This is a genomic window from Halorubrum sp. B52, from assembly GCF_059752555.1.
This window is the reverse complement of sequence record NZ_MWTG01000009.1, coordinates 971,975-991,396: the sequence shown is the minus strand read 5'-3', so window position 1 is coordinate 991,396 and position 19,422 is coordinate 971,975. Positions and strand designations below refer to the sequence as shown.

Sequence of the window (19,422 nt, the reverse complement as noted above, 5' to 3'; positions counted from 1 at the left end):
CGCCGCCCGTCGCGGTAATAAAAATACCGGGACACGAAGGGGACCGGTTGGGTGAAAGTCCGTTCTCGCGCGGCGAGACGGTCGGGTACCGCCGTGTTACCGGTCGGCGCGGGCGCGACCGAACCCCGGTGTTTTTAACACGGGCTCCTGTATCTCGGGACACCACACTCCCGCGGGACACGGTGAGCCGACGTCGGCTCGGCCGTAGCGGGGCCTCAACGACGCGCGGTCGGACGAAGCGCTGACGGCTCCTTGCGGGGTTTCAGTGATGGACGCCGTTCAGGCGTTCGATATACACAAACCATGGAAATCGAAATTGCGACACTCGGCGGTTACGAAGAGGTCGGTCGACAGATGACGGCGGTCCGCGCGGGCGACGACATCGTCATCTTCGACATGGGCCTGAACCTCAGTAAGGTCCTCATCCACGACAACGTGGAGACCGAGAGCATGCACAGCCTCGACCTGATCGACATGGGCGCGATCCCGGACGACCGCGTCATGAGCGAGCTGGAGGGCGACGTCCAGGCGATCGTCCCCACCCACGGCCACCTCGACCACATCGCGGGCATCCCGAAGCTCGCCCACCGGTACGACGCCCCGATCGTCGGCTCCCCGTACACGATCGAGCTGGTCAAACAGCAGATCGCCGACGAGGGGAAGTTCCAAGTCGACAACGACCTCGTGAAGATGAAGGCGGGCGGCACGATGGCGATCGGTGACTCCGAGCAGGTCGAGATGGAGTTCGTCAACGTCACCCACTCGATCATCGACGCGATCAACCCGGTCCTCCACACCCCCGAGGGCGCGATCGTCTACGGCCTCGACAAGCGCCTGGACCACACCCCCGTCATCGGCGACCCGATCGACATGGACCGGTTCCGCGAGATCGGCCGCCAAGACGAGGGCGTCCTCTGTTACATCGAGGACTGCACGAACGCCGGCCGGAAGGGCCGGACGCCCTCGGAGTCGTACGCGAAGAAGCACGTCGAGGACACGCTGACATCGATGGAGGACTACTCGGGCGGGATCGTCGCCACGACGTTCTCCTCGCACATCGCTCGCGTGAAGACGCTCGTCGAGTACGCCCGCGAGATCGGCCGCCAGCCGGTCCTGCTGGGCCGCTCGATGGAGAAGTACTCGGGCACCGCCGAGCGGCTCGACTTCGTCGACTTCCAGGGCGACGTCGGCATGTACGGCCACCGGAAGTCCGTCGACCGCGCGTTCAAGCGGATCATGAAGGAGGGGAAGGGGAACTTCCTCCCCATCGTGACGGGTCACCAGGGCGAGCCGCGCGCGATGTTAACCCGCATGGGCCGCGGCGAGACCCCGTACGAAATCGACGACGGCGACAAGGTCGTCTTCAGCGCCAGCGTCATCCCGGAGCCCACCAACGAGGGCCAGCGCTACCAGTCGGAGCAGCTCCTCCGGATGCAGGGCGCGCGCCTCTACGACGACATCCACGTCTCCGGCCACCTCCGCGAGGAGGGCCACTACGAGATGCTGCAGGCGCTACAGCCCCAGCACCTCATCCCGGCCCACCAGTCGCTGGAGGGGCGCTCGCCGTACGTGAACCTCGCCACCTCGCAGGGGTACAAGCTCGGACGTGACATCCACGTCACGCAGAACGGCAACGTCATCCAACTCGCCGAATGACGAGCGAGACGAAGGAGGCGCGGGTGCTGGACGCCATCCGCGAGCGGCGCGAACTGGTCAACGCCGCTATCGACGAAGAGCTGCCGGTACAGCACCCGGAGCGCCTCTACGAGGCGACGCGGTACATCCTGGAGGCGGGCGGGAAGCGGCTGCGCCCGACGGTGGCGACGCTCGCTGCGGAGGCCGTCGCTGGCGTCGAGCCGATGAGCGTCGACTTCCGCGAGTTCGCCGCCCTCGACGGGACCGAGGTGGACGTGATGCGCGCGGCGGTCGCCATCGAGGTGATCCAGTCGTTCACCCTGATCCACGACGACATCATGGACGAGGACGAGCTCCGGCGCGGCGTCCCCGCCGTCCACGAGAAGTACGACACGTCGACGGCGATCCTCGCCGGCGACACCCTCTACTCGAAGGGGTTCGAGTTCATGACGGAGACGGGCGCCGCCCCCGAGAACGGGCTGGAGGCGATGCGCGTGCTCGCGTCCACCTGCACGCAGATCTGCGAGGGGCAGGCGCTCGACGTCTCCTTCGAGTCCCGCGACGACATCCTCCCGGACGAGTACCTGGAGATGATCGAGCTGAAGACCGCGGTCCTCTACGGGGCGTCGGCGGCGACGCCGGCCGTCCTGCTCGGCGCCGACGACGAGGTCGTCGACGCGCTGTACGAGTACGGGATCGACTCGGGGCGGGCGTTCCAGATCCAGGACGACGTGCTCGATCTCACCGTCCCCTCCGAGGAGCTCGGCAAGCAGCGCGGCTCCGACCTCGTCGAGGGGAAGGAGACGCTGATCACGCTCCACGCGCGACAGGAGGGCGTCGACGTCGACGGGCTCGTCGACGCCGACACCCCGGCCGAGGTCACGGAGTCGGCCATCGAGGACGCGGTCGCCGCCCTCGAGGAGGCCGGCTCGATCGCGTACGCCCGCGAGACGGCCGAGGACCTCACGGCGCGGTCGAAAGAGCACCTCGAACTGCTCCCCGAGGGCGGCTCCCGGAGCCTCCTCGAGGACCTCGCTGACTACCTGATCGTCCGCGGCTACTGAGCGGGTCGGCGGGCCCACGCGGCCGTCCGGCTCGTCCCCGGACGGCCGCGGCGGAACGGCTCCGATCCCGATCCGGCGGTCCCGTCCGCAACGGACACCGCTTTATCCTCGGTCGCCGTGTTCCCTCCGTGTCCCGGTACCGAGACGTCGTCCTGTTCTTCACGCTCGCCTTCCTGTGGGGCGGTTCGTTCGTCGCCATCGAGGTCGGCCTCGACTACTACCCGCCCGTGCTGTACGCCGCCTACCGGTTCGACGTGGCGGCGCTGGTGCTGGTGTCGTACGTCCTCCTGACGGAGGCGGGACCGCTCCCGAGCACGCGCGGCGACCTGGCCGCGATCGGCTTCAGCGGGGGGCTCTCCGTCGCCGCCAACAACTCGCTTTTGTTCGTCGGCCAGCAGTACACGACGAGCGGCATCGCCTCCATCACCTACAGCCTCGTGCCGATCGCGACCGCGGCGGTCGCGGCCGCCTGGATCGGCGGCTCCGACCTCGACGCGCGGGGCGCGCTCGGCGTGGTGCTCGCGTTCGTCGGCGTCGGCCTCGTCGCCCAGCCCGACCCGTCGAACCTCGCCGGCGGCGTCACGATCGGCGTCGGGCTCATCTCGGTCGGCGTGATCGCGGTCGCGGTCGGCAGCGTCGGGCTCCGCACCGTGGAGACGAGCTTCTCCAGCATCGCGCTCACGGGGTGGGCGATGCTGTTCGGCGCCCTGTTGATCCACGGGCTCAGCGCGGGGCTCGGCGAGAGCCAACAGCTCCCGGTCGCGGAGCTCCCGGCGGTCGGTTCGCTGCTGTTCCTCGGCGTGTTGTCCTCGGCGGTCGCGTACACCATCTACTTCACGCTGCTCGACCGGCTGGGAGCGTTCGAGATCAACCTCGTCTCCTACGTCGTCCCCGTCGTCGCGACCGTCGCCGGCGCGCTCCTCCTCTCGGAGCCCGTGACGCCGCTGACGGTCGCCGGCTTCGCCGTCATCGTCGTCGGGTTCGCGCTCCTCAAGCGGCACGCGATCGCCGACGAGGTGCCGCGGCTCCTCTCGCGGGTCGGCGGGCTGTTTTGAACCGTTCGTCGAAATCCTATCCTTCAGACGCGATCTCGTCCGATACGGCCAAGCGCTGAAGATCGCGCGTGTACGAACGTGCGGGGACCGTCACGGCCAGAGCCCGCGCGTCTCGTGAGCTTCCGCGATCCGCGATAGCGCGACGATGTACGCCGCGTCGCGCCAGGTCACGTTACGCGCCTCGAACTCCTCACGGACGCCCTGCCAGGCAGCCAACATTTCCGTTTCCAGCTCATCGTGAACGCGGTCCAGCGACCACGCGCGCCGGTTGATGTCCTGGAGCCATTCGAAGTAGCTCACCGTCACGCCGCCGGCGTTAGCCAGAATATCCGGAATCACCGGGAGATCCCGCTCGGCGAAGATCGCGCTCGCCGCGCTCGTCGTGGGTCCGTTCGCACCCTCGATAACGATGTCCGCCGCGACGTCGTCGGCGTTCTCCGCCGTCAGGACGTTTCCGATCGCCGCCGGAATCACCACGTCCACGTCGAGCTCCAGTAGTTCGCCGTTGGTCAGCGTCTCCGGGGCCCCGTGTGTCAGCACCGCCTCCGGCTCTTCGTCGTGAGCGGGAATCGCGCGCGTATCTACTCCGTTCGCATCGTAGATGGCGCCGTTGACGTCACTCACGGCGACGACGTTCGCCCCCCAGTCGTCGAGTAGCTTCGCCGCGTTCGCCCCGACGCTCCCGAAGCCCTGCACGGCGACGTCGGTCGCCGCGATATCCTTCTCGTAGTAGTCGATGGCCTCCCGGGCGATGATCGCGACGCTCCGACCGGGCGCCGAATCGCGCCCCTCGCTCCCGCCGACGACGGGCGGTTTCCCCGTGACGACCCCCGGAATCGTTTCGCCCTCTTGCATCGAGTAGGCGTCCATCAGCCACGCCATCGTCTGCGGATCCGTACCCATGTCGGGCGCGGGAATGTCTTTCGTCGGGCCGATGACGGACCGGATCTCGTCGGTGAACCGGCGCGTCAGCTGTTCCTTTTCCGACTCGCTGAGGTCCTTGGGGTTGACGGCGATACCGCCCTTCGCACCGCCGAAGGGGATGTCCATCACGGCGCACTTCCACGTCATCCACATCCCGAGCCCGACACACTCCTCGCGCGTCACGTCGGGGTGGTATCGAAGCCCGCCCTTGAACGGCCCCCGGACGCTGTCGTGTTGCGCTCGATACCCCGTGAACAGCTCCACCTCGCCGGTTTCCCGTTCGATCGGAACGGTGACCTCGTGGACCCTCTTGGGGTGCTTGAGTCGCTCGATGACGTTCTGATCGATGTCGAGGTGATCGGCTGCCTGCTGGAGCTGGCGGCGCGCCGTCCGTAACGCGGACTCCGGTTCGCTCGATTCCTCGTCGCGAGCTGTTGCTGTCGAGGCCATCGCTACTCTATCGGCATGCGTCGGTTCCGCATCTCCCCGGCACAGTCGGGACACGTGCCCGGACTGGTTTCCGAAAGCACGACCTTGCCGCATTCAAAACACTCGTAAGGCGATTCCGCGGCCGAATTTTGGGAGGCGTCTCTCATGGTGATCTGAGAGTCCCGGCGGTCTCTCGCAGGGCACTCTATCAAAACGGAGTGGGTACAGGAGGGAATAGTCGGTAGTTGAGTATGAACCCGGTAGGCGTACAGGGTTGTTTATAATACAACCCGATGGACAACGAGAGTCCGGTGAACTACCGGGCCGGCAGTGCTCCGGCATCGATATTTCCGGCGGGTTCAGTCCGTGGAGTGAGTAACGACGGGCGAGTGATCGTCGATCAGCGCCGTGAACAGCTTCCGTTGTGCGGTTCGGATATGCTGATAGAAGGCTTGGGGGGAGATGTCCAGCGAGTCCGACACGGCCTCCCCGGTCGCCTCCCGCGGGGACTCGAAGAACCCGCTGTAGTACGCCGTCTCCAGGACTTCCAGCTGTCTGGCAGTCAGTTGATCGAGCACCGACGCGTAGAGTCCGTGTTCGGACGCCTGTTCCCGGGTCTGTTTCGACGTGAGCGTGACGTCGCGGAAGCGCCCGCTGATGAACTGGGTGACGTCTCTGACCTCGACGCCGTGAGAGAGGTCGATAACCAACTCCGTGTTCGATCGTGAGGCTGTCGCACCTCGGAGGACGGCGCCGTGGTCGGCGAGCTCCGTCGCGAGAAACGGCTCGGAGAGCCGGAGCCGCACCACGCCGCCGGAGTCGCCGCCGCGGATCCGCCGTACGTCCTCGACGATGCGGAGGCCGTCCGCCGCGTCGACGACGGCGTCGAGCGGCGCGTCGTCGACGGTGACGAAGACGTAGTTTCCGCTGGCGGTCTGTTGGACGCCGCCCTCGTAGGTGAGCGTGCAGTCGGCGGCCTCCGCCAACCGCGTCAGCACGAACGACGGATCGGTGACCGCGTACTCGACCCGAGTCATCGACGTGGTGAGCAGTGCGCGCTTGCGCTCGCTCGCGCTGATGGCGGCGGCGATCGTCTCTCCCAGCTCCGCGAACACGGACTGGATTGTCTCACCGAAGGCGTCCGGCGCGGTCGCATACACCGTCAGAACGCCGTACGAGAGGTCGTTGTACACCAGCGGGATGCTCAAGACGGAGAGCAGGTCGCGTGAAATCGCGTCCTTGCGCCACGAGGCCGCGCGAAGGTCGGCCGCGACGTTCGAGACGAGCGTCATCGATCCGGATGCCGCAGTCCGGCCTGCCGGCTCGACGTTCTCGGCGGCCACGGGGAACGATTGCGTATCGAGGTATCCCCGATCCGCGCCGGCCCACGCCTGCGGCGTCACCGTCTCGCTCGGCCCGTCGAGCGTGCCGATCCAGGCGAACTGGAAGCGGCCGTCGGCGGTGAGGCGGTCACAGACGGTGTGATCGATCTCCTCCCTGGTCTCGGACTGCACGAGCGCCTGATCGATCTCACGGATGGTCTCGTTGATCTGGTTGAGCGCGGTGAGCTGGTCGTTCTGTCGCTGGAGTTCGCGGTCCTGTTCGCGGAGCTGCGACTCGCGGTCGACGCGGTCGAGCGCCGCCTCAGCGGTCGCCGCGAGGAGGTCGGTGAGCTCTCGCGTGACGTCGTCGAACACGCCGATCGCCGTCGAGCCGACGACGAACACGCCGTGGTTGCCGAGCGGGATGTACGCCGCACTCCGAAGGTCGGTCGCGACGTTCGCGAGGCGGTCCGCATCGTGGACGTCCGCGAAGAAGCTGGCCTCGTTCTCGACGAAACTGTGACTGACGAGGTCGTTCCCGTCCGCGTGAACGGCGGGCAGCGGGCCGTGGGCGTTCCGCATCGACTGCGAGTGGACGACGGGCTGGAGGTGATTATCGTCGGCGTCGAAGAGGTAGACGGCGCTCGCGTCGAGGCCCAAGACGTCCGCGGTGTCGTCGACGACGTGCTGGGCGATCTCCTGGTGCGTCTCGGCGTAGAGGAAGTCCCGTGCGGTCTCCTGGAGAGCGGCCAGCGACCGTTCGCGCTGCTTTCGTTTCGTGACGTCCCGACAGCTGTACAGCAGCGTCCCGTCCTGAATCGCGACTTCGCGGACGTTCACCAACAGCGTGTGTTCGCGGCCGGCCTTGTCCGTCGCCGTCGTCTCGATGTTCTTCAGGACGCCCTCGCCGGCGAGCTTCTCGCGGTCGAAGAGGTCCTCGCCGAGCAGGTCCTCGATCGTCCCGATCTCCCGGATCTCGTCGGCGGTGTATCCGAAGATGAAGTGCGCGTTCGGGCAGACGTACGTGTATTCGCCGTCCTCGTCGGTCATGAGGACGGTATCGGTCATATTGTTGAGCGTGACGCGGTGGAGCTCTTCGGAGCGTCGGAGCTCCCGTTCGAGGTCGACGCGATCGGTGATTTCGACGCTGTCGACGATGATCGAGACGAGCTCGCCGCGTTCGTCGGTGACCGGCTGCACGGAGAGTTCCAGAACGCTGGAGCTCGTTGCAGCGTCCTGGATGACGACGGCGTGCCCGAACTCGCCGTCTCCGGCCGCGCCCACGAGCCGACGGATATCGTCTCTCGTTTGGCTGTCGTCGGGCCACCAGGGGAGCGTCCAGAACGGGTCGCCGACGACGGCGCCGGCGTCCGCGTCCACCATGTCACGGGCGGCTTGGTTGACGCGCGTGAGCGTCCCCTCGGGGTCGAGCACCCACGTCGCGGACCTGGTATCGTGGAAGATGGCGTCGAACTGTCGCGCGCGCTCGCGCCGCGTGGCCGAGCGCTGAGCCCTCCGGATCGCCCGCTCGGTTCGCAGTATGGCGTCGGAGACGGCGTCGTCCGACGGGTCGCTGACGGCGATGTAATCGGTCACGCCGGCTTCGATGGCCTCGCTGGCAAGTCGCTCGCTGCCGTCGGCCGTCCCCAGAATCACCGGTAGCGTCGTCGACGTATCGCGGATGTGGCGGACAAGGCCGATCCCAGTCGTTTCGGCGAGAGTCTCGTCTGTAACGACGCAGTCGACGGTCGTCTGTCGAAGCTTCTCTCGAGCCGCCGCCGCCGTCGATACGTCGTGGACCGTCGCCTCGAATTCCTCGCGGAGAGCGCCGGCGTATGACGTTATCCACGGCGTGTCGCCGACGACGACGACGGTGGACGCGTCGAGGACACTACTTGTCGTGGAGTTCATGTGCGGAGCTGAAGGCGCCAATCACAGAGTTCGGTACCGCGCGGGACGGGCCGTCGATATTCTCAGATACACTTCGGCCAAACGAGCTCACTCTCATTTAATGTTCAACCCCCCTGTTGAAATCGTTAACTGTTGATTTTATGAGATCGCCCCGATCGGGATAAGGGGGATAAACGACAAAAGCGCCGACACTGCTGTGAGCGATGTATTCCAATAGAGGTCGGTGTGGACCGTGCGGTATGCGGATCCCCTGTATTGGCCGAAGTCGGATCTGTGCCCCAGTAGGCGGTTCGACAGATGCGGTCGGACAGTACGCCGTCGAACTCAGCCCTCCAGCGCGGCGATGTCCTCGACGATCTCGACGGCGTGGTTCTCGGGGGAGACACCCTCGTACGCGAGGACGACGGTGCCCTCGTCGTCGAGCACGTACGTGTTCCGGAACACCCCGTCGAAGGTGTTGCCGAACATCTGCTTCTCGCCGTAGGAGTCGTACGCGCTCGCCACCTCGCCGTCGGGGTCGGAGAGCAGCGCGAACGGGAGGTCGTACTTCTCGGCGAACGGCTCCAGGTCCTCGACGGGGTCGTCGCTGACCCCGACGACGGCGATATCGGCCCCCTCGAAGGCGTCCCACTCGTCGCGGAAGCCGCACGCCTCGGCGGTACAGCCCGGCGTGTCGGCGCGCGGGTAGAAGTAGACCACCGTGTACCGCGCGTCGGCGGGGTCGACGGTGACCGTGTCGCCGTGCTGGTCGGACAGCGTGATCGGGGGTGCGGATTCGCCCGGTTCGAGCATATCTCCCGTCGTTTCGGCGGCGTCTTAGGGCGTTCGGTCCGGTTCACTTTTACCCGATACCGTCATGCTACCGGTATCGATGGTGTGGCAACCGACACCGTACACGGCCCCGTTGCTCGTGGCGGCGCTCGCCTCGTTCTCCTTCGCCGCGTACGCCGCGACGAACCGGGGGCGAGGGGACGGCGCGCTCGTCCGCGCCTTCGTCGGCGTCGCGCTCGGGAGCGGGGCCTGGTCGCTGGCGTACGCGGCCCAGCTGTCGGCGACCGCGCTCGACGCGACCCTCTTCTGGAATCGGTTCGTCTGGGTCGGCATCGGCGTCCTCGCGGTCGCCTGGCCCGCGTTCGTGCTCGCGTACGTCGACCGAACGACGTGGCTCCGGCCGCGCCGGTTCGCGCTCCTCTGTCTCGTCCCCGCCGCCGCGGTCGCCGGCGCCCTCCTGCTCGGTCCCGACGCGCTGTTCTACCGCGCCCCGTCGCTCGCCGACGCCGGCGGCTACCTCGTCATGGAGTACGCCCCGACGCCGCCGCTCCTCGCGTTCGTGGCCTACTCGTACGCCGTGAACCTGCTCACCTTCGCCCTCCTCGGGTACGCGGCGCTCACCAGGGAAGGCATCTTCCGTCGGCAGGCGACGCTGCTGCTCGTCGCCGGCGTCGCGCCGACCGCCGCCGGCGTCCTCGGCGTCTGGGGGGCGCTCGGCCCGGCGTTCGTCGACTTCACGCCGGTGACGTTCGCCGCCACGTCGGGGGCGATCGGCTGGGTCGTGTTCAGACACCGGCTCCTCGACCTCTCGCCGGTCGCCCGCGACGCCGTCTTCGCGAACCTCTCCGACGGGGTCGTCGTCGTCGACGCGACGGGACGGATCGTCGACGCGAACGAGCCGGCGAGGGGGCTGTTCCCGTCGGTCGCGATCGGACGCGACGCCGCGGAGGCGTTCGGCTCCGCTCCGGGCGTCGTCGAGGCGGTGTCGGGCGACCGGACGAAGGGCCCGCGCGAGCGGGAGCTTTGGGTGACTCTCAACGACGGGGGGAGTCATCGGTTCCTGACCGTGGACGTCCACGCGATCGACGGCGCGGGTCCCGGCGCGCCGCCGCGCGAGGGGTCCGGCGGCACCGTCCTCCTCTTCCGAGACGTCACCGAACGCGAGACGCTCCAGCGCCGGTACCGGACCCTCATCGAGAAGTCGCCGAACGTCGTCGCCGTCTGCGGCGCCGACGGCCTGCTCCGCTACGTGAGCCCGTCGATAGAGCGGCTGCTCGGCCACGATCCCGCCGAGATCGAGGGGCGACCGGTCGTCGATCTGGTCCACCCCGACGACAGGCTGGAGGCGCAGCGCGCGTTCGAACGCGCGTTCGAGACGGGCGAGCCGCAGCCGCTCGACCACCGGATCGCGCACGCCGACGGGAACTGGCGCCGGTTCGAGACGACCGTCGAGCGCCTGTTCGACGACACCGAGGAGGTCGTGATCACCGCGACGGACGTGACGGAGAGCCGCCGCTACGAGCAGCGTCTCCAGGTGCTCAACCGCGTGCTGAGACACGACCTGAAGAACGACACGAACGTGATCGGCGGCTACGCGGACCTGCTTCGCGATCACGTCGACGAGGAGGGCGACGACTACCTGGACGTCATCGACCGAAAGGTGGAGACGCTGACGCACCTCAGCGACCAGGCCCGCGAGATCGACGTGGCGCTCCACAGCGAGGCCGGACAGACGACCATCGACCTCGCGCGGCTGGTCGACCGCCTCTGTGCGTCGCTCGAATCGTCGTTCCCGCACGCGACCGTGACGGTCTCGACCCCGGACGCCGCCATCGCGAACGCCGACGAGCTGCTCGAGTCCGCGGTCCGGAACGTGCTGGAGAACGCCGTCGTCCACAGCGACCGCGAGCGGCCGACCGTCGAGGTCGATCTCGAGGCCGCCGACGGCGGGTATCGGATCGAGGTCGCCGACGACGGTCCGGGCATTCCGCCGGTCGAGCGGGCCGTCTTCACGGAGGCGCGCGAGACGGCGCTGGAGCACGCGAGCGGGCTCGGCCTCTGGCTCGTCCACTGGATCGTCACGGAGTCGGGCGGCGAGCTCGACATCGACACGCGGGAGCCGACCGGGACGGTGGTGACGATGTGGCTCCCGGCGGCCGAGGGAGAGAGTGAAGAGGGGGCCGAGGCGGGCGAGGCTGCGCCCGGAGCGGCGACCGACGCGGATCAGGTCGCGGCCGACGGGGAGGGCACGTCCGCGACGGACGCCCGGGACTGACGCCGTCGCCCTCCCTCCGCAACCTCTTTGCGGTCGCTGACCGAACCGACTGCCATGAGTCACGGATCCCTAGACGACGACGCGGTCGAGAGCTACCGGGAGGCCGGCGCGGTGTTGGTCGAGGCGACGAACGAGGCCCGCGAGATGGTCGAGCCGGGGCGGACGCACCTGGAGGTCGCGGAGTGGACGGAGGACTTCGTCCGCGAGCAGGGGGCCGGGCTCGCGTTCCCCGTCAACATCAGCGTCGACCCGGAGGCGTCGCACGCCACGCCGGGCCGCGACGACGACACCGAGTTCGGCGAGGAGATGGTGTGTCTCGACGTCGGCGTCCACGTCGACGGCTACATCGCCGACGCCGCGGTGACCGTCGACCACACGGGCACCCCCGAGCTCGTCGAGGCCGCCGAGATGGCGCTGGAGGCCGCGGTCGACGAGGCCGGTCCGGGCGTCGAGGTCGGCGTCGTCGGCGCGGCGATCGAGGACGTGATCCGCGGCTACGGCTACACCCCCGTCCTGAACCTCTCCGGGCACGGCGTCGAGCGCTACGACGCCCACACCGGCCCGACGGTCCCGAACCGCGGCGTCGACCGCTCCGTCGAGCTGGAGCCGGGGCAGGCGGTCGCGATCGAGCCGTTCGCGACCGACGGGCGCGGGAAGGTCGGCGAGGGAACGGAAGAGGAGATCTTCGAGCGGCAGGGGTCCGGGAGCGTGCGCGACCGCCGCGCGCGGCAGGCCCTCGAAGAGATCGAGGCGTTCGACGACCTCCCCTTCGCGGCGCGGTGGCTGGAGGGCGACCGCGTCGAGATGGCGCTGCGTCGGCTGAAGCAGGCGAACGCGGTGAAGGGGTACCCCGTGCTGAAGGAGGCCGACGACGCCCTCGTGAGCCAGGCGGAGCACACCCTGCTGATCACCGACGACGGCGTCGAGGTGACGACCGCCGGGATCCACGGCTTCGACGACTGATGGACCGGATCTACGCGCCGTGGCGGATCGAGTGGGTCGAGCGCGAGTCGGACCCGATCGACGGCTGCCCGTTCTGCGTCCTGCCCGAGCGCGAGGACGCCCGCGAGGCCCGGGTCGTCGCCGAGAGCGACCGCAACTACGTCCTGTTGAACAACGCGCCGTACAACCCCGGCCACGCGATGGTGATCCCGGACGAGCACGTGGAGGACCCGACCGACCTCGACGACGCGACCCTGCTCGATCACGCGCGCCTGAAGGCGGCGACGCTGGCGGCGTTGCGCCGCGACGTCGACCCCCACGGGGTGAACACGGGACAGAACCTCGGCGGGGACGCCGCCGGCGGCTCGATCGAGCACCTCCACACCCACGTCGTTCCGCGGTGGAACGGCGACACGAACTTCATGCCCGTGACCGGCGAGACGAAGGTGATCGTGGAGGCGGTCGACCGCACGTACGGCCACCTCCACGCCGGCTTCGCCGCCGGCGACGACGTGGTCGATCCGGGCGACGCCGACGGGGGCGACCCGGTGCGGCTGTCGTTCGGAGTCGGCGACGCCGACGACGCCTGACCGTCGGCGGCGACGCCCTCAGTACACCAGCTCCCCGGAGATGAACTTCCGGGTGCGCTCGTCCGACGGGTCCTCGAAGATCCGCTCCGTCGGGCCGACCTCGGTGACCCCGTCGTCGAGCAGCACCGCGACCCGGTCCGCGACGCGCTCCGCCTGGTGCATGTCGTGCGTCGCCACGACGACGCCGATCCCGCGGTCGCGGGCCTTCGCCATCGCGTCCTCGATGACGGCGGTGTTCCGCGGGTCGAGGTCGGAGGTGGGCTCGTCGAGGAGGAGGACGTCGGGGTCGTACGCCAGCGCCCGGGCGAACGACACGCGCTGCGCCTCGCCCCCGGAGAGCGACGCGGTTCCCTGGGCCGCCTTCTCGGAGAGCCCCACCACGTCGAGCGCGTCGCTGACGGCGTCGGCGGGCTCGTGCAGCCCGACGAGCGACCGGAGCTGGGCTTGGACCCGGTCCGCCCACGGGCGGCGGATCCGCAGGCCGTACTCCACGTTGCGCGCGACGGGCGCGTCGAAGAGGCTCGCCTCCTGGAACACCATCCCGACCCGCCGCCGCAGGGCGAGCCGTTCGGACTCCTCGGCGGTCCACACGTCGGTGCCGTCGAGCGCGACGGCCCCGTCGTCGGGCTCGAGCGAGAGCGCGAGCGTCCGGAGCAGGGTCGATTTCCCCACGCCGGAGGGGCCGATGACCGCGACCACTTCGCCGGGGTCGACGGACAGCGAGAGGTCGCGGAACACCGTCTCGTCGCCGTACGAGCGCGAGACGTCCCGGAGCCGGAGCATCAGCGGTGCACCCCCTGATCGCCGAGCCGGATCACGACCGCGTTGACCGTCAGCACGAGCGCGACGAGGACGGCGCCGAGGATCATCGCGGTGCCGTACTGCCCCTGTCTGGCCTCCAGTTGGATCGCGGTCGTCAGCGTCCGCGTCTTCGAGATCCCGTCCGCGCCCGTGATGTTGCCGCCGACGATGAGCACGGAGCCGACCTCGCTGATGGCGCGGCCGAACCCGGCCAGGATCGCGGTGGCGATACCGTACCGGGCTTCCTTGAGGACGACGAGCGCCACGTCGACGCGCGTGCCGCCGAGCACGCGGGCGGCGTCGCGGACGTTCCCGTCGACGCCGGAGATCGCCGCGAGGCTGATCGCCGTGATCGGCGGCGTCGCGAGCACGAACTGCGACATGATCATCGCCTGCTTCGTGAACACGAGTTCGAGCGCACCGAGCGGCCCCTGGTTGGAGACGGCGAACAGCACGAGGAGGCCGACGACGACGCTGGGAAAGCCCATCCCGGTGTTGATCACCGACTTCGCGAACTGCTTCCCCGGGAAGTCGGAAAAGCCCATCACCACGGCGATCGGGATGCTGAACAGCGTGCTCAGCGCCACCGCCGTGAGGCTCACGTACAGGGAGACGTAGATGATGCTCCAGACGTAGCCGTCCCTGAACGGGAGGTCGAGGAGGGCCGAGAGGTCGGCGGCGACCGGTCCCCCGAGAAGGGCCGGCAGCAGCGGTGCGACTGAGTCGAGCGGCACGCTCACCCGTCGGTGGAGTTCCCACTCCAACCTTCCGGAACGTACTGCTGGAAGTCGGGGTCCTCGGAGACCGCCCTTGGGAAGAACAGCTGCTCGCCGTTCATCTGGTAGTCGGAGATCGCGTCTTGGGTCCCGGGACTGGTGATCCAGCCGATGTACGCCATCGCGAGGTCGTAGTTGGCGTTGTCGTGGACGCCGGGGTTGACGGCCATGATCCCGTAGGGGTTCGCGAGGATCTCCGGGCCGTCCTCGATCGGTCCCTGCACGAGGATCGTCAGGTCGACCTCCGAGCGCTGCGAGATGAACGTCCCGCGGTCCGAGAGCGTGTACGCGCCCTGCTGGTTCGCGTTGTTGAGCGCCTCGCCCATCCCGGCGCCGATCTCCTGGTACCAGTCGCCGCCGGGCTCGACGCCCGCGGCCTCCCAGAGGTTCAGTTCCTTGGTGTGCGTGCCGGAGTTGTCCCCGCGCGAGACGAACGGCGCCCCCGCGTCGGCGATCGCCGTGAGCGCCTCGGTCGCCGACTCCATCCCCTGGATCCCGGCCGGGTCGCTCTCGGGCCCGACGATCACGAAGTCGTTGAACATCAGGTCCCGGCGGTTGACCCCGTACCCGTTTCGCAGGAACTCGTCTTCGAGTCCGCGGGCGTGGACCATCACCACGTCGGAGTCGCCGTTCCGGGCTGACTCGAGGGCCGCGCCCGTCCCCTGCGCGACCGCGTCGACGGTCACGCCGTACATCTCCTCGAAGTCGCCGTGGATCGCGTCGAGCAGCCCCGTGTCGTAGGTGCTCGTCGTGGTCGTGAGCGTCAGCGTCTCGCCGGCCACGGCGGCTCCGTCCGATTCATCCTGGCTCCCGCCCAACTGCCCGCAGCCGGCGGTGCTCGCTACCGCCCCCGCGCCGAGCGCGGCGACGAACCGTCGTCGATGTATCGGCATGGACACACCGTTGAGCTGATACTAAATATAGTTTCTGCCGCGCGGGTAACTCCGATCGGTTACTCGACCCCGTGCGGAGCAATCAGGACGGGCCGTCGAAGCCGAGTCGGTGGCCGATCGAGTCCCGCTCTCGGTCGGGACCGAATCGGAAGACGACCGGAAACGGTTACGTCGTCGTTCCGAACGTCGACCGCGACGGGGAGGGAAAGCGCCAACTCCCCCCGGAACGACGGCCTCGGTATGGACGAACGCGGGGAGGAGAGCGCGGCCGAGGAGAGCGCCGCCGGAGCGGGCCGCGGCAGCGCGGCGCTCATCGAGGGCGACGCCGAGTTCGACGGGCGCGACGCCGCGCTCCTCCGGGCGGTCCACGAGACGGGCTCGGTCGCGGGCGCGGCCGGCGAGCTGGGGCGCTCGCGGGCGCGGGCGCTCTCGCGGATCGAGGGCCTGGAGGAGGCGTTCGGTACCCTCGTCGAACGCCGGCGCGGCGGCTCCGGGGGCGGCGGGAGCCGACTTGCGTCTGGCGGCCAAGCGCTCCTCGACCGCTACGACCGGCTGCAGGCCGTGCTCGCCGCGACCGCGAGCGTCCCCGAGACGGTGCTCGACGGGGCGGTCGCGAGCGTCGACGGCGAACTGGTCGACGTCGACACCGGGGTCGGACGGGTCCGAGGGCTCCACGACGGTGCGGCGGTCGGGGACAGGGTGCAGGTTCGAATCGGCGCCGACGCGGTGACCGTTTATAAGAGCGACGTCGACGTGGACCCGGACGCGACGAGCGCCCGGAACCGCCTGCGCGGCGAGGTGGTCGGGATCGACGCGGGCGAGACGGTGTCGACGGTCGGGGTCGTGGTGGACGGAGTGGAGTTTCAGGTGTTGATCACGGCGGAGAGCGCGGAGCGATTGGGATTGTGCGAGGGCGACGACGTGGCGATCCGCTGGAAGGCGACCGCGACGCGGGTGGTGGAGCACGTGGGGCGGTCCGTCCGGGAGTGAGGGCGTCAGTCACGGTGCACCGGGGCGTCGGTAACGGTTATAACCCGGCCGTGCGTAGTGACAACGTATGTCACACGACGTGCCGACCGAAGAGACCCGGGGGCGTCGGTGGTGCGAGACCTGCCGTCTCAGCGTCGAGCCGGTCGCGGGCGACCGCGGGCTCGAGTGTCCGAGCTGCGGCGAGGCGCTCTGAGGGCTCGACCACGAGAGGAGGGGGTCCGCGGCGGCGATCGACTCACTTCCCCCAGAAGGGGTCCCGCTTCCGCTTGGTGTCGAGGTACGCCGCGAGCGCCTCGCGCTCGTCGGCCGTAATCTCCTCTTTCAGCTCCTGTTCGAGGATCTTCGCGTGCTTCTCGGGGACCTCCGTCCAGAGGGTGTCGCCCTCCTCGATGCCGCGCCCGACGGTGGGGCCGTCGATGGCGATGCTCACGCGCTCGCCGGCGCGCGCCTCGTCGACGTCGTCGCCCTGTTTCTGGATCCCGGAGAGCTGGCCGACGCGCTCGAACTCGTTGCCCTCGAACATGCCGACGTTGCGGTTGTTCTGGAGCGTCCCGGAGATGATCTCGACGCCGACGACCGCGGGGTCGTTCTGGCGGAACGTGTGGTCGGGGAGGATGCGGAAGCGCGCGGGGCGGACGACCTTGTCCAGCACCGTCTCCTGCTGCGCGCGCTGCTTCTCCTCGACGAACGTCTCGTAGTCCTCGATCAGCTGGTAGATGACGTCGTTCGTGAACAGCTTCACGTCGGCGTTCTCCAGCTCCGTCTCGGCGTTCGCGAGGAGGTCGACGTTGAACCCGAGGATGGCCTTGTGCTCGTCCTGATTCGCGGTCTCGGCGACGGCGATGTCGCGCGGCGCGATGTCGCCGACCTCGGCGCGCAGGATCGGCACCTCCGCCTCGCGGAGCGCGTTCGCCATCGCCTCCAGCGAGCCGAGCGTGTCGGCCTTGACGACGACGCCGTCCTCGGCGGTCTCCACCTCGATCTCGGCGAGCTCGGCTTTCACCTCCTCGACGACCTCCGCCTCCGGGCGGTCGCGGACGACCCGGACGGGCGCGCCCGCCATCGCCCGGTCGAGGTCCGGCGCGGCGATCTTCACCCCGGCCGCGGCGCCGACCTCCGCCACCTTCTCGAACTGCTTCTCGGTGCGGATCTCCTCTAAGGGCCGCGGCTGCAACAGCGCCCGGATCTCGGTGACGATCGGCTCGTCCTGCCCGCCGACGACGATCTTGTCGCCGTTGCGGACCACGCCGTCGTACACCACCGTGTCGATGGTGGCGCCGAACCCGCGCTCGTCTTTCACCTCCAGCACCGTCCCCTCGCCGGGGCCCTGCACGTCGATCTCCATCTCCTCTTTCATGAACCGCTGCGAGAGGCCCATCAGGACGGTGAGCAGGTCGGGGACGCCCTCGCCCGTGAGCGCCGACAGGGGGACGACGCCGATGTTCTTCTGGAAGTCCTGCACGCGCCAGTAGAGGTCCGCGGAGAAGCCGGCGTCGGAGAGCTGGCCGATGATCTCGTAGAGGTTCTCGTTGAGCATCGACTCGGCGCGCTCCGACTGCGCCGCTAAGCTCTTCTGGATCGGCTGGCCGTCTTGGGGGTTCCACCCCGGCGTCGTGTCCACCTTGTTGGCGGCGACGACGAAGGGGGTCCCGGTGCGCCGGAGGATGTCGATCGCTTCCTCGGTCTGCGGCTGGAAGCCGTCGTTGACGTCGACGACGAGCACCGCGATGTCGGCGAGCGCGCCGCCGCGGGCGCGCAGCGTCGAGAAGGAGTGGTGGCCCGGCGTGTCGATGAACAGGAGGCCGGGGAGGTCGAAGTCGGTCGGGTCGATGAGCTCGCCCGCCATCCCGGAGATGGTGTCGAGCGGGATGTCCGTCGCCCCGATGTGTTGGGTGATCGCGCCGGCCTCGCCCTCGCTGACGGCGGAGCCGCGGATCGTGTCGAGCAGGCTCGTCTTGCCGTGGTCGACGTGACCCAACACGGCGACGATCGGCGTCCGAAGGGTGTCCGCGTTTGTGTGGTCGGTCATAGGTGATCGCCCCGAGAAGGTCGGTTACCCCGTATTCCGCCCGGGCGTCAGTTAAGCCTTTCAAAATGCGCCCGGACGGCTCGCTCGGTTCGAGGCCGACTCGCTCGGCGATTCCCGGTCATGATTCGTCTGCGATCCCGGTCATCGTCCGTCGCCCGTCGGACGCCCCCGTGGCGTTTAAGACCGTTGCCACGGACGGTGAGCACATGGTAGACATCCTCGCGGAGAACCTCTCCGGGAAAGCGGTGATGAGCTCGGACGGAACCGAACTCGGCGACCTGTACAACATCACGATGGACCTGAAGTCCGGCGAGCTGAACGATCTGCTCGTCAGCCCGCACGAGCACCTCAGCCCCGAGCGGTCAGGGTTCGACGTCGACGAGATGGGCCGACTCAAGGTACCGGTCGGAAACGTGCAGGCGGTGAAAGACTACATCGTCGTCGCCCGCTGATGGAAGTCCTCGACACCTCGGCGTTCATCCACGAGTACACCACCGACGACGACGTCGTCTCGGTGCCCGAAGTGCACGAGGAGCTCACCGGCGAGGGGGCGCTCCGCTTCGACGCGATGGAGGGGTCGGGGATGGCGATCCACGTCCCGGCCCCGGAGGTCATCGACAACGTCCGGCGCGCCGCGCGCGGGTCGGGGGACGACGCGGAGCTCTCCGACACCGACACGCGGCTGATCGCGACCGCGCTCGAGCTGAGCGCGACGCTCGTCACCGACGACTACGCGATGCAGAACGTCGCCGAGCGGCTCGACCTCGACGTCGAGCCCATCGCCAGGGACGGGATCACGGAGGAGCGCGAGTGGCGCTTCCAGTGCGTCGGCTGCAACCGCACGTTCGACGAGAACAAGGAGCGGTGTCCGATCTGCGGCAGCGACCTGACGCGGAAGAATCCGGCGTGACCGGGCTCGGCGTGACTGTCTCCGTCTAACGCCTGTCTCGCGCGACGGATCTCGAGTGCTACCCTCTCTCACGCCACCGACCGATTGAACAGGCGGCCCGCCGAC

At 68.7% G+C, this 19,422-nt stretch carries 18 protein-coding genes; 10 read left to right on the top strand and 8 right to left on the bottom strand.

The window, feature by feature from the left end; genetic code table 11:
- Positions 1 to 303: 303 nt before the first annotated feature.
- From B4V04_RS13535 to B4V04_RS13525, 3 genes are all read left to right on the top strand, one after another.
- Positions 304 to 1,656, top strand: coding sequence for a ribonuclease J (locus B4V04_RS13535; RefSeq protein WP_144796721.1), 1,353 nt, complete (start codon positions 304 to 306; stop codon positions 1,654 to 1,656).
- Complete coding sequence (gene idsA3 / locus B4V04_RS13530) at positions 1,653 to 2,699, top strand: geranylfarnesyl diphosphate synthase (RefSeq protein WP_498232274.1); 1,047 nt, start codon at positions 1,653 to 1,655, stop codon at positions 2,697 to 2,699. Before B4V04_RS13535 ends, idsA3 begins: the two co-directional genes overlap by 4 nt.
- Before the next feature lie 128 nt (positions 2,700 to 2,827).
- Positions 2,828 to 3,754: a DMT family transporter gene (locus B4V04_RS13525; protein ID WP_498232273.1), complete on the top strand. Its 927-nt coding sequence runs from the start codon at positions 2,828 to 2,830 to the stop codon at positions 3,752 to 3,754.
- Positions 3,755 to 3,844: 90 nt separating this feature from the next.
- On the opposite strand, the gene gdhB is transcribed toward B4V04_RS13525, so the two are convergent.
- From gdhB to B4V04_RS13505, 4 genes are all read right to left on the bottom strand, one after another.
- The gene (gene gdhB, locus B4V04_RS13520; protein WP_498232272.1) at positions 3,845 to 5,128 is read right to left on the bottom strand and encodes a glutamate dehydrogenase GdhB; all 1,284 of its coding nucleotides are present in this window, start codon (positions 5,126 to 5,128) and stop codon (positions 3,845 to 3,847) included.
- A gap of 2 nt (positions 5,129 to 5,130) precedes the next feature.
- Complete coding sequence (locus B4V04_RS13515) at positions 5,131 to 5,274, bottom strand: rubrerythrin-like domain-containing protein (RefSeq protein WP_144796729.1); 144 nt, start codon at positions 5,272 to 5,274, stop codon at positions 5,131 to 5,133.
- A 192-nt stretch (positions 5,275 to 5,466) separates the two neighbouring features.
- Entirely contained in the window at positions 5,467 to 8,340 is a 2,874-nt protein-coding gene (locus tag B4V04_RS13510; protein ID WP_498232271.1) for a bacterio-opsin activator domain-containing protein, read from the bottom strand.
- 324 nt (positions 8,341 to 8,664) lie between these two features.
- A complete protein-coding gene (locus B4V04_RS13505; protein ID WP_498232270.1) occupies positions 8,665 to 9,132 on the bottom strand; it encodes a peroxiredoxin in 468 nt (155 codons plus the stop codon).
- 79 nt (positions 9,133 to 9,211) lie between these two features.
- Here B4V04_RS13505 and B4V04_RS13500 point away from each other — a divergent pair, with 79 nt between their 5' ends.
- Genes B4V04_RS13500 through B4V04_RS13490 form a run of 3 tightly spaced genes read left to right on the top strand, consistent with a single transcriptional unit; the run spans position 9,212 to position 12,918 of the window.
- Complete coding sequence (locus tag B4V04_RS13500; RefSeq protein WP_498232269.1) at positions 9,212 to 11,386, top strand: histidine kinase N-terminal 7TM domain-containing protein; 2,175 nt, start codon at positions 9,212 to 9,214, stop codon at positions 11,384 to 11,386.
- A gap of 54 nt (positions 11,387 to 11,440) precedes the next feature.
- Complete coding sequence (gene map, locus B4V04_RS13495; RefSeq protein WP_498232268.1) at positions 11,441 to 12,349, top strand: type II methionyl aminopeptidase; 909 nt, start codon at positions 11,441 to 11,443, stop codon at positions 12,347 to 12,349.
- Positions 12,349 to 12,918 (top strand): HIT family protein, encoded by a 570-nt coding sequence (locus B4V04_RS13490; RefSeq protein WP_498232267.1) that lies wholly within the window; start codon positions 12,349 to 12,351, stop codon positions 12,916 to 12,918. The genes map and B4V04_RS13490 overlap by 1 nt, the downstream gene beginning before the upstream one ends.
- Before the next feature lie 18 nt (positions 12,919 to 12,936).
- On the opposite strand, the gene B4V04_RS13485 is transcribed toward B4V04_RS13490, so the two are convergent.
- The 3 genes from B4V04_RS13485 to B4V04_RS13475 are packed head-to-tail and all read right to left on the bottom strand — an operon-like array spanning position 12,937 to position 15,388.
- The gene (locus B4V04_RS13485; RefSeq protein ID WP_498232266.1) at positions 12,937 to 13,701 is read right to left on the bottom strand and encodes an amino acid ABC transporter ATP-binding protein; all 765 of its coding nucleotides are present in this window, start codon (positions 13,699 to 13,701) and stop codon (positions 12,937 to 12,939) included.
- Positions 13,701 to 14,453 (bottom strand): ABC transporter permease, encoded by a 753-nt coding sequence (locus B4V04_RS13480; protein WP_498232265.1) that lies wholly within the window; start codon positions 14,451 to 14,453, stop codon positions 13,701 to 13,703. The genes B4V04_RS13485 and B4V04_RS13480 overlap by 1 nt, the downstream gene beginning before the upstream one ends.
- 2 nt (positions 14,454 to 14,455) lie before the next feature.
- Complete coding sequence (locus B4V04_RS13475; protein ID WP_498232264.1) at positions 14,456 to 15,388, bottom strand: ABC transporter substrate-binding protein; 933 nt, start codon at positions 15,386 to 15,388, stop codon at positions 14,456 to 14,458.
- Between the two features lie 240 nt (positions 15,389 to 15,628).
- Here B4V04_RS13475 and B4V04_RS13470 point away from each other — a divergent pair, with 240 nt between their 5' ends.
- Together B4V04_RS13470 and B4V04_RS13465 are read left to right on the top strand one after the other, a co-directional pair.
- Positions 15,629 to 16,378, top strand: coding sequence for a TOBE domain-containing protein (locus B4V04_RS13470; protein WP_498232263.1), 750 nt, complete (start codon positions 15,629 to 15,631; stop codon positions 16,376 to 16,378).
- Between the two features lie 67 nt (positions 16,379 to 16,445).
- Complete coding sequence (locus B4V04_RS13465; RefSeq protein ID WP_498232262.1) at positions 16,446 to 16,571, top strand: hypothetical protein; 126 nt, start codon at positions 16,446 to 16,448, stop codon at positions 16,569 to 16,571.
- A gap of 42 nt (positions 16,572 to 16,613) precedes the next feature.
- Here B4V04_RS13465 and infB read toward each other — a convergent pair whose 3' ends face one another.
- Complete coding sequence (infB, locus tag B4V04_RS13460; RefSeq protein WP_498232261.1) at positions 16,614 to 18,407, bottom strand: translation initiation factor IF-2; 1,794 nt, start codon at positions 18,405 to 18,407, stop codon at positions 16,614 to 16,616.
- 206 nt (positions 18,408 to 18,613) lie between these two features.
- Here infB and B4V04_RS13455 point away from each other — a divergent pair, with 206 nt between their 5' ends.
- Positions 18,614 to 18,859: a PRC-barrel domain-containing protein gene (locus tag B4V04_RS13455; RefSeq protein WP_123112653.1), complete on the top strand. Its 246-nt coding sequence runs from the start codon at positions 18,614 to 18,616 to the stop codon at positions 18,857 to 18,859.
- Positions 18,859 to 19,317, top strand: a complete 459-nt coding sequence (locus tag B4V04_RS13450; protein ID WP_144796747.1) for an NOB1 family endonuclease — start codon at positions 18,859 to 18,861, stop codon at positions 19,315 to 19,317. The genes B4V04_RS13455 and B4V04_RS13450 overlap by 1 nt, the downstream gene beginning before the upstream one ends.
- Positions 19,318 to 19,422: the final 105 nt, after the last annotated feature.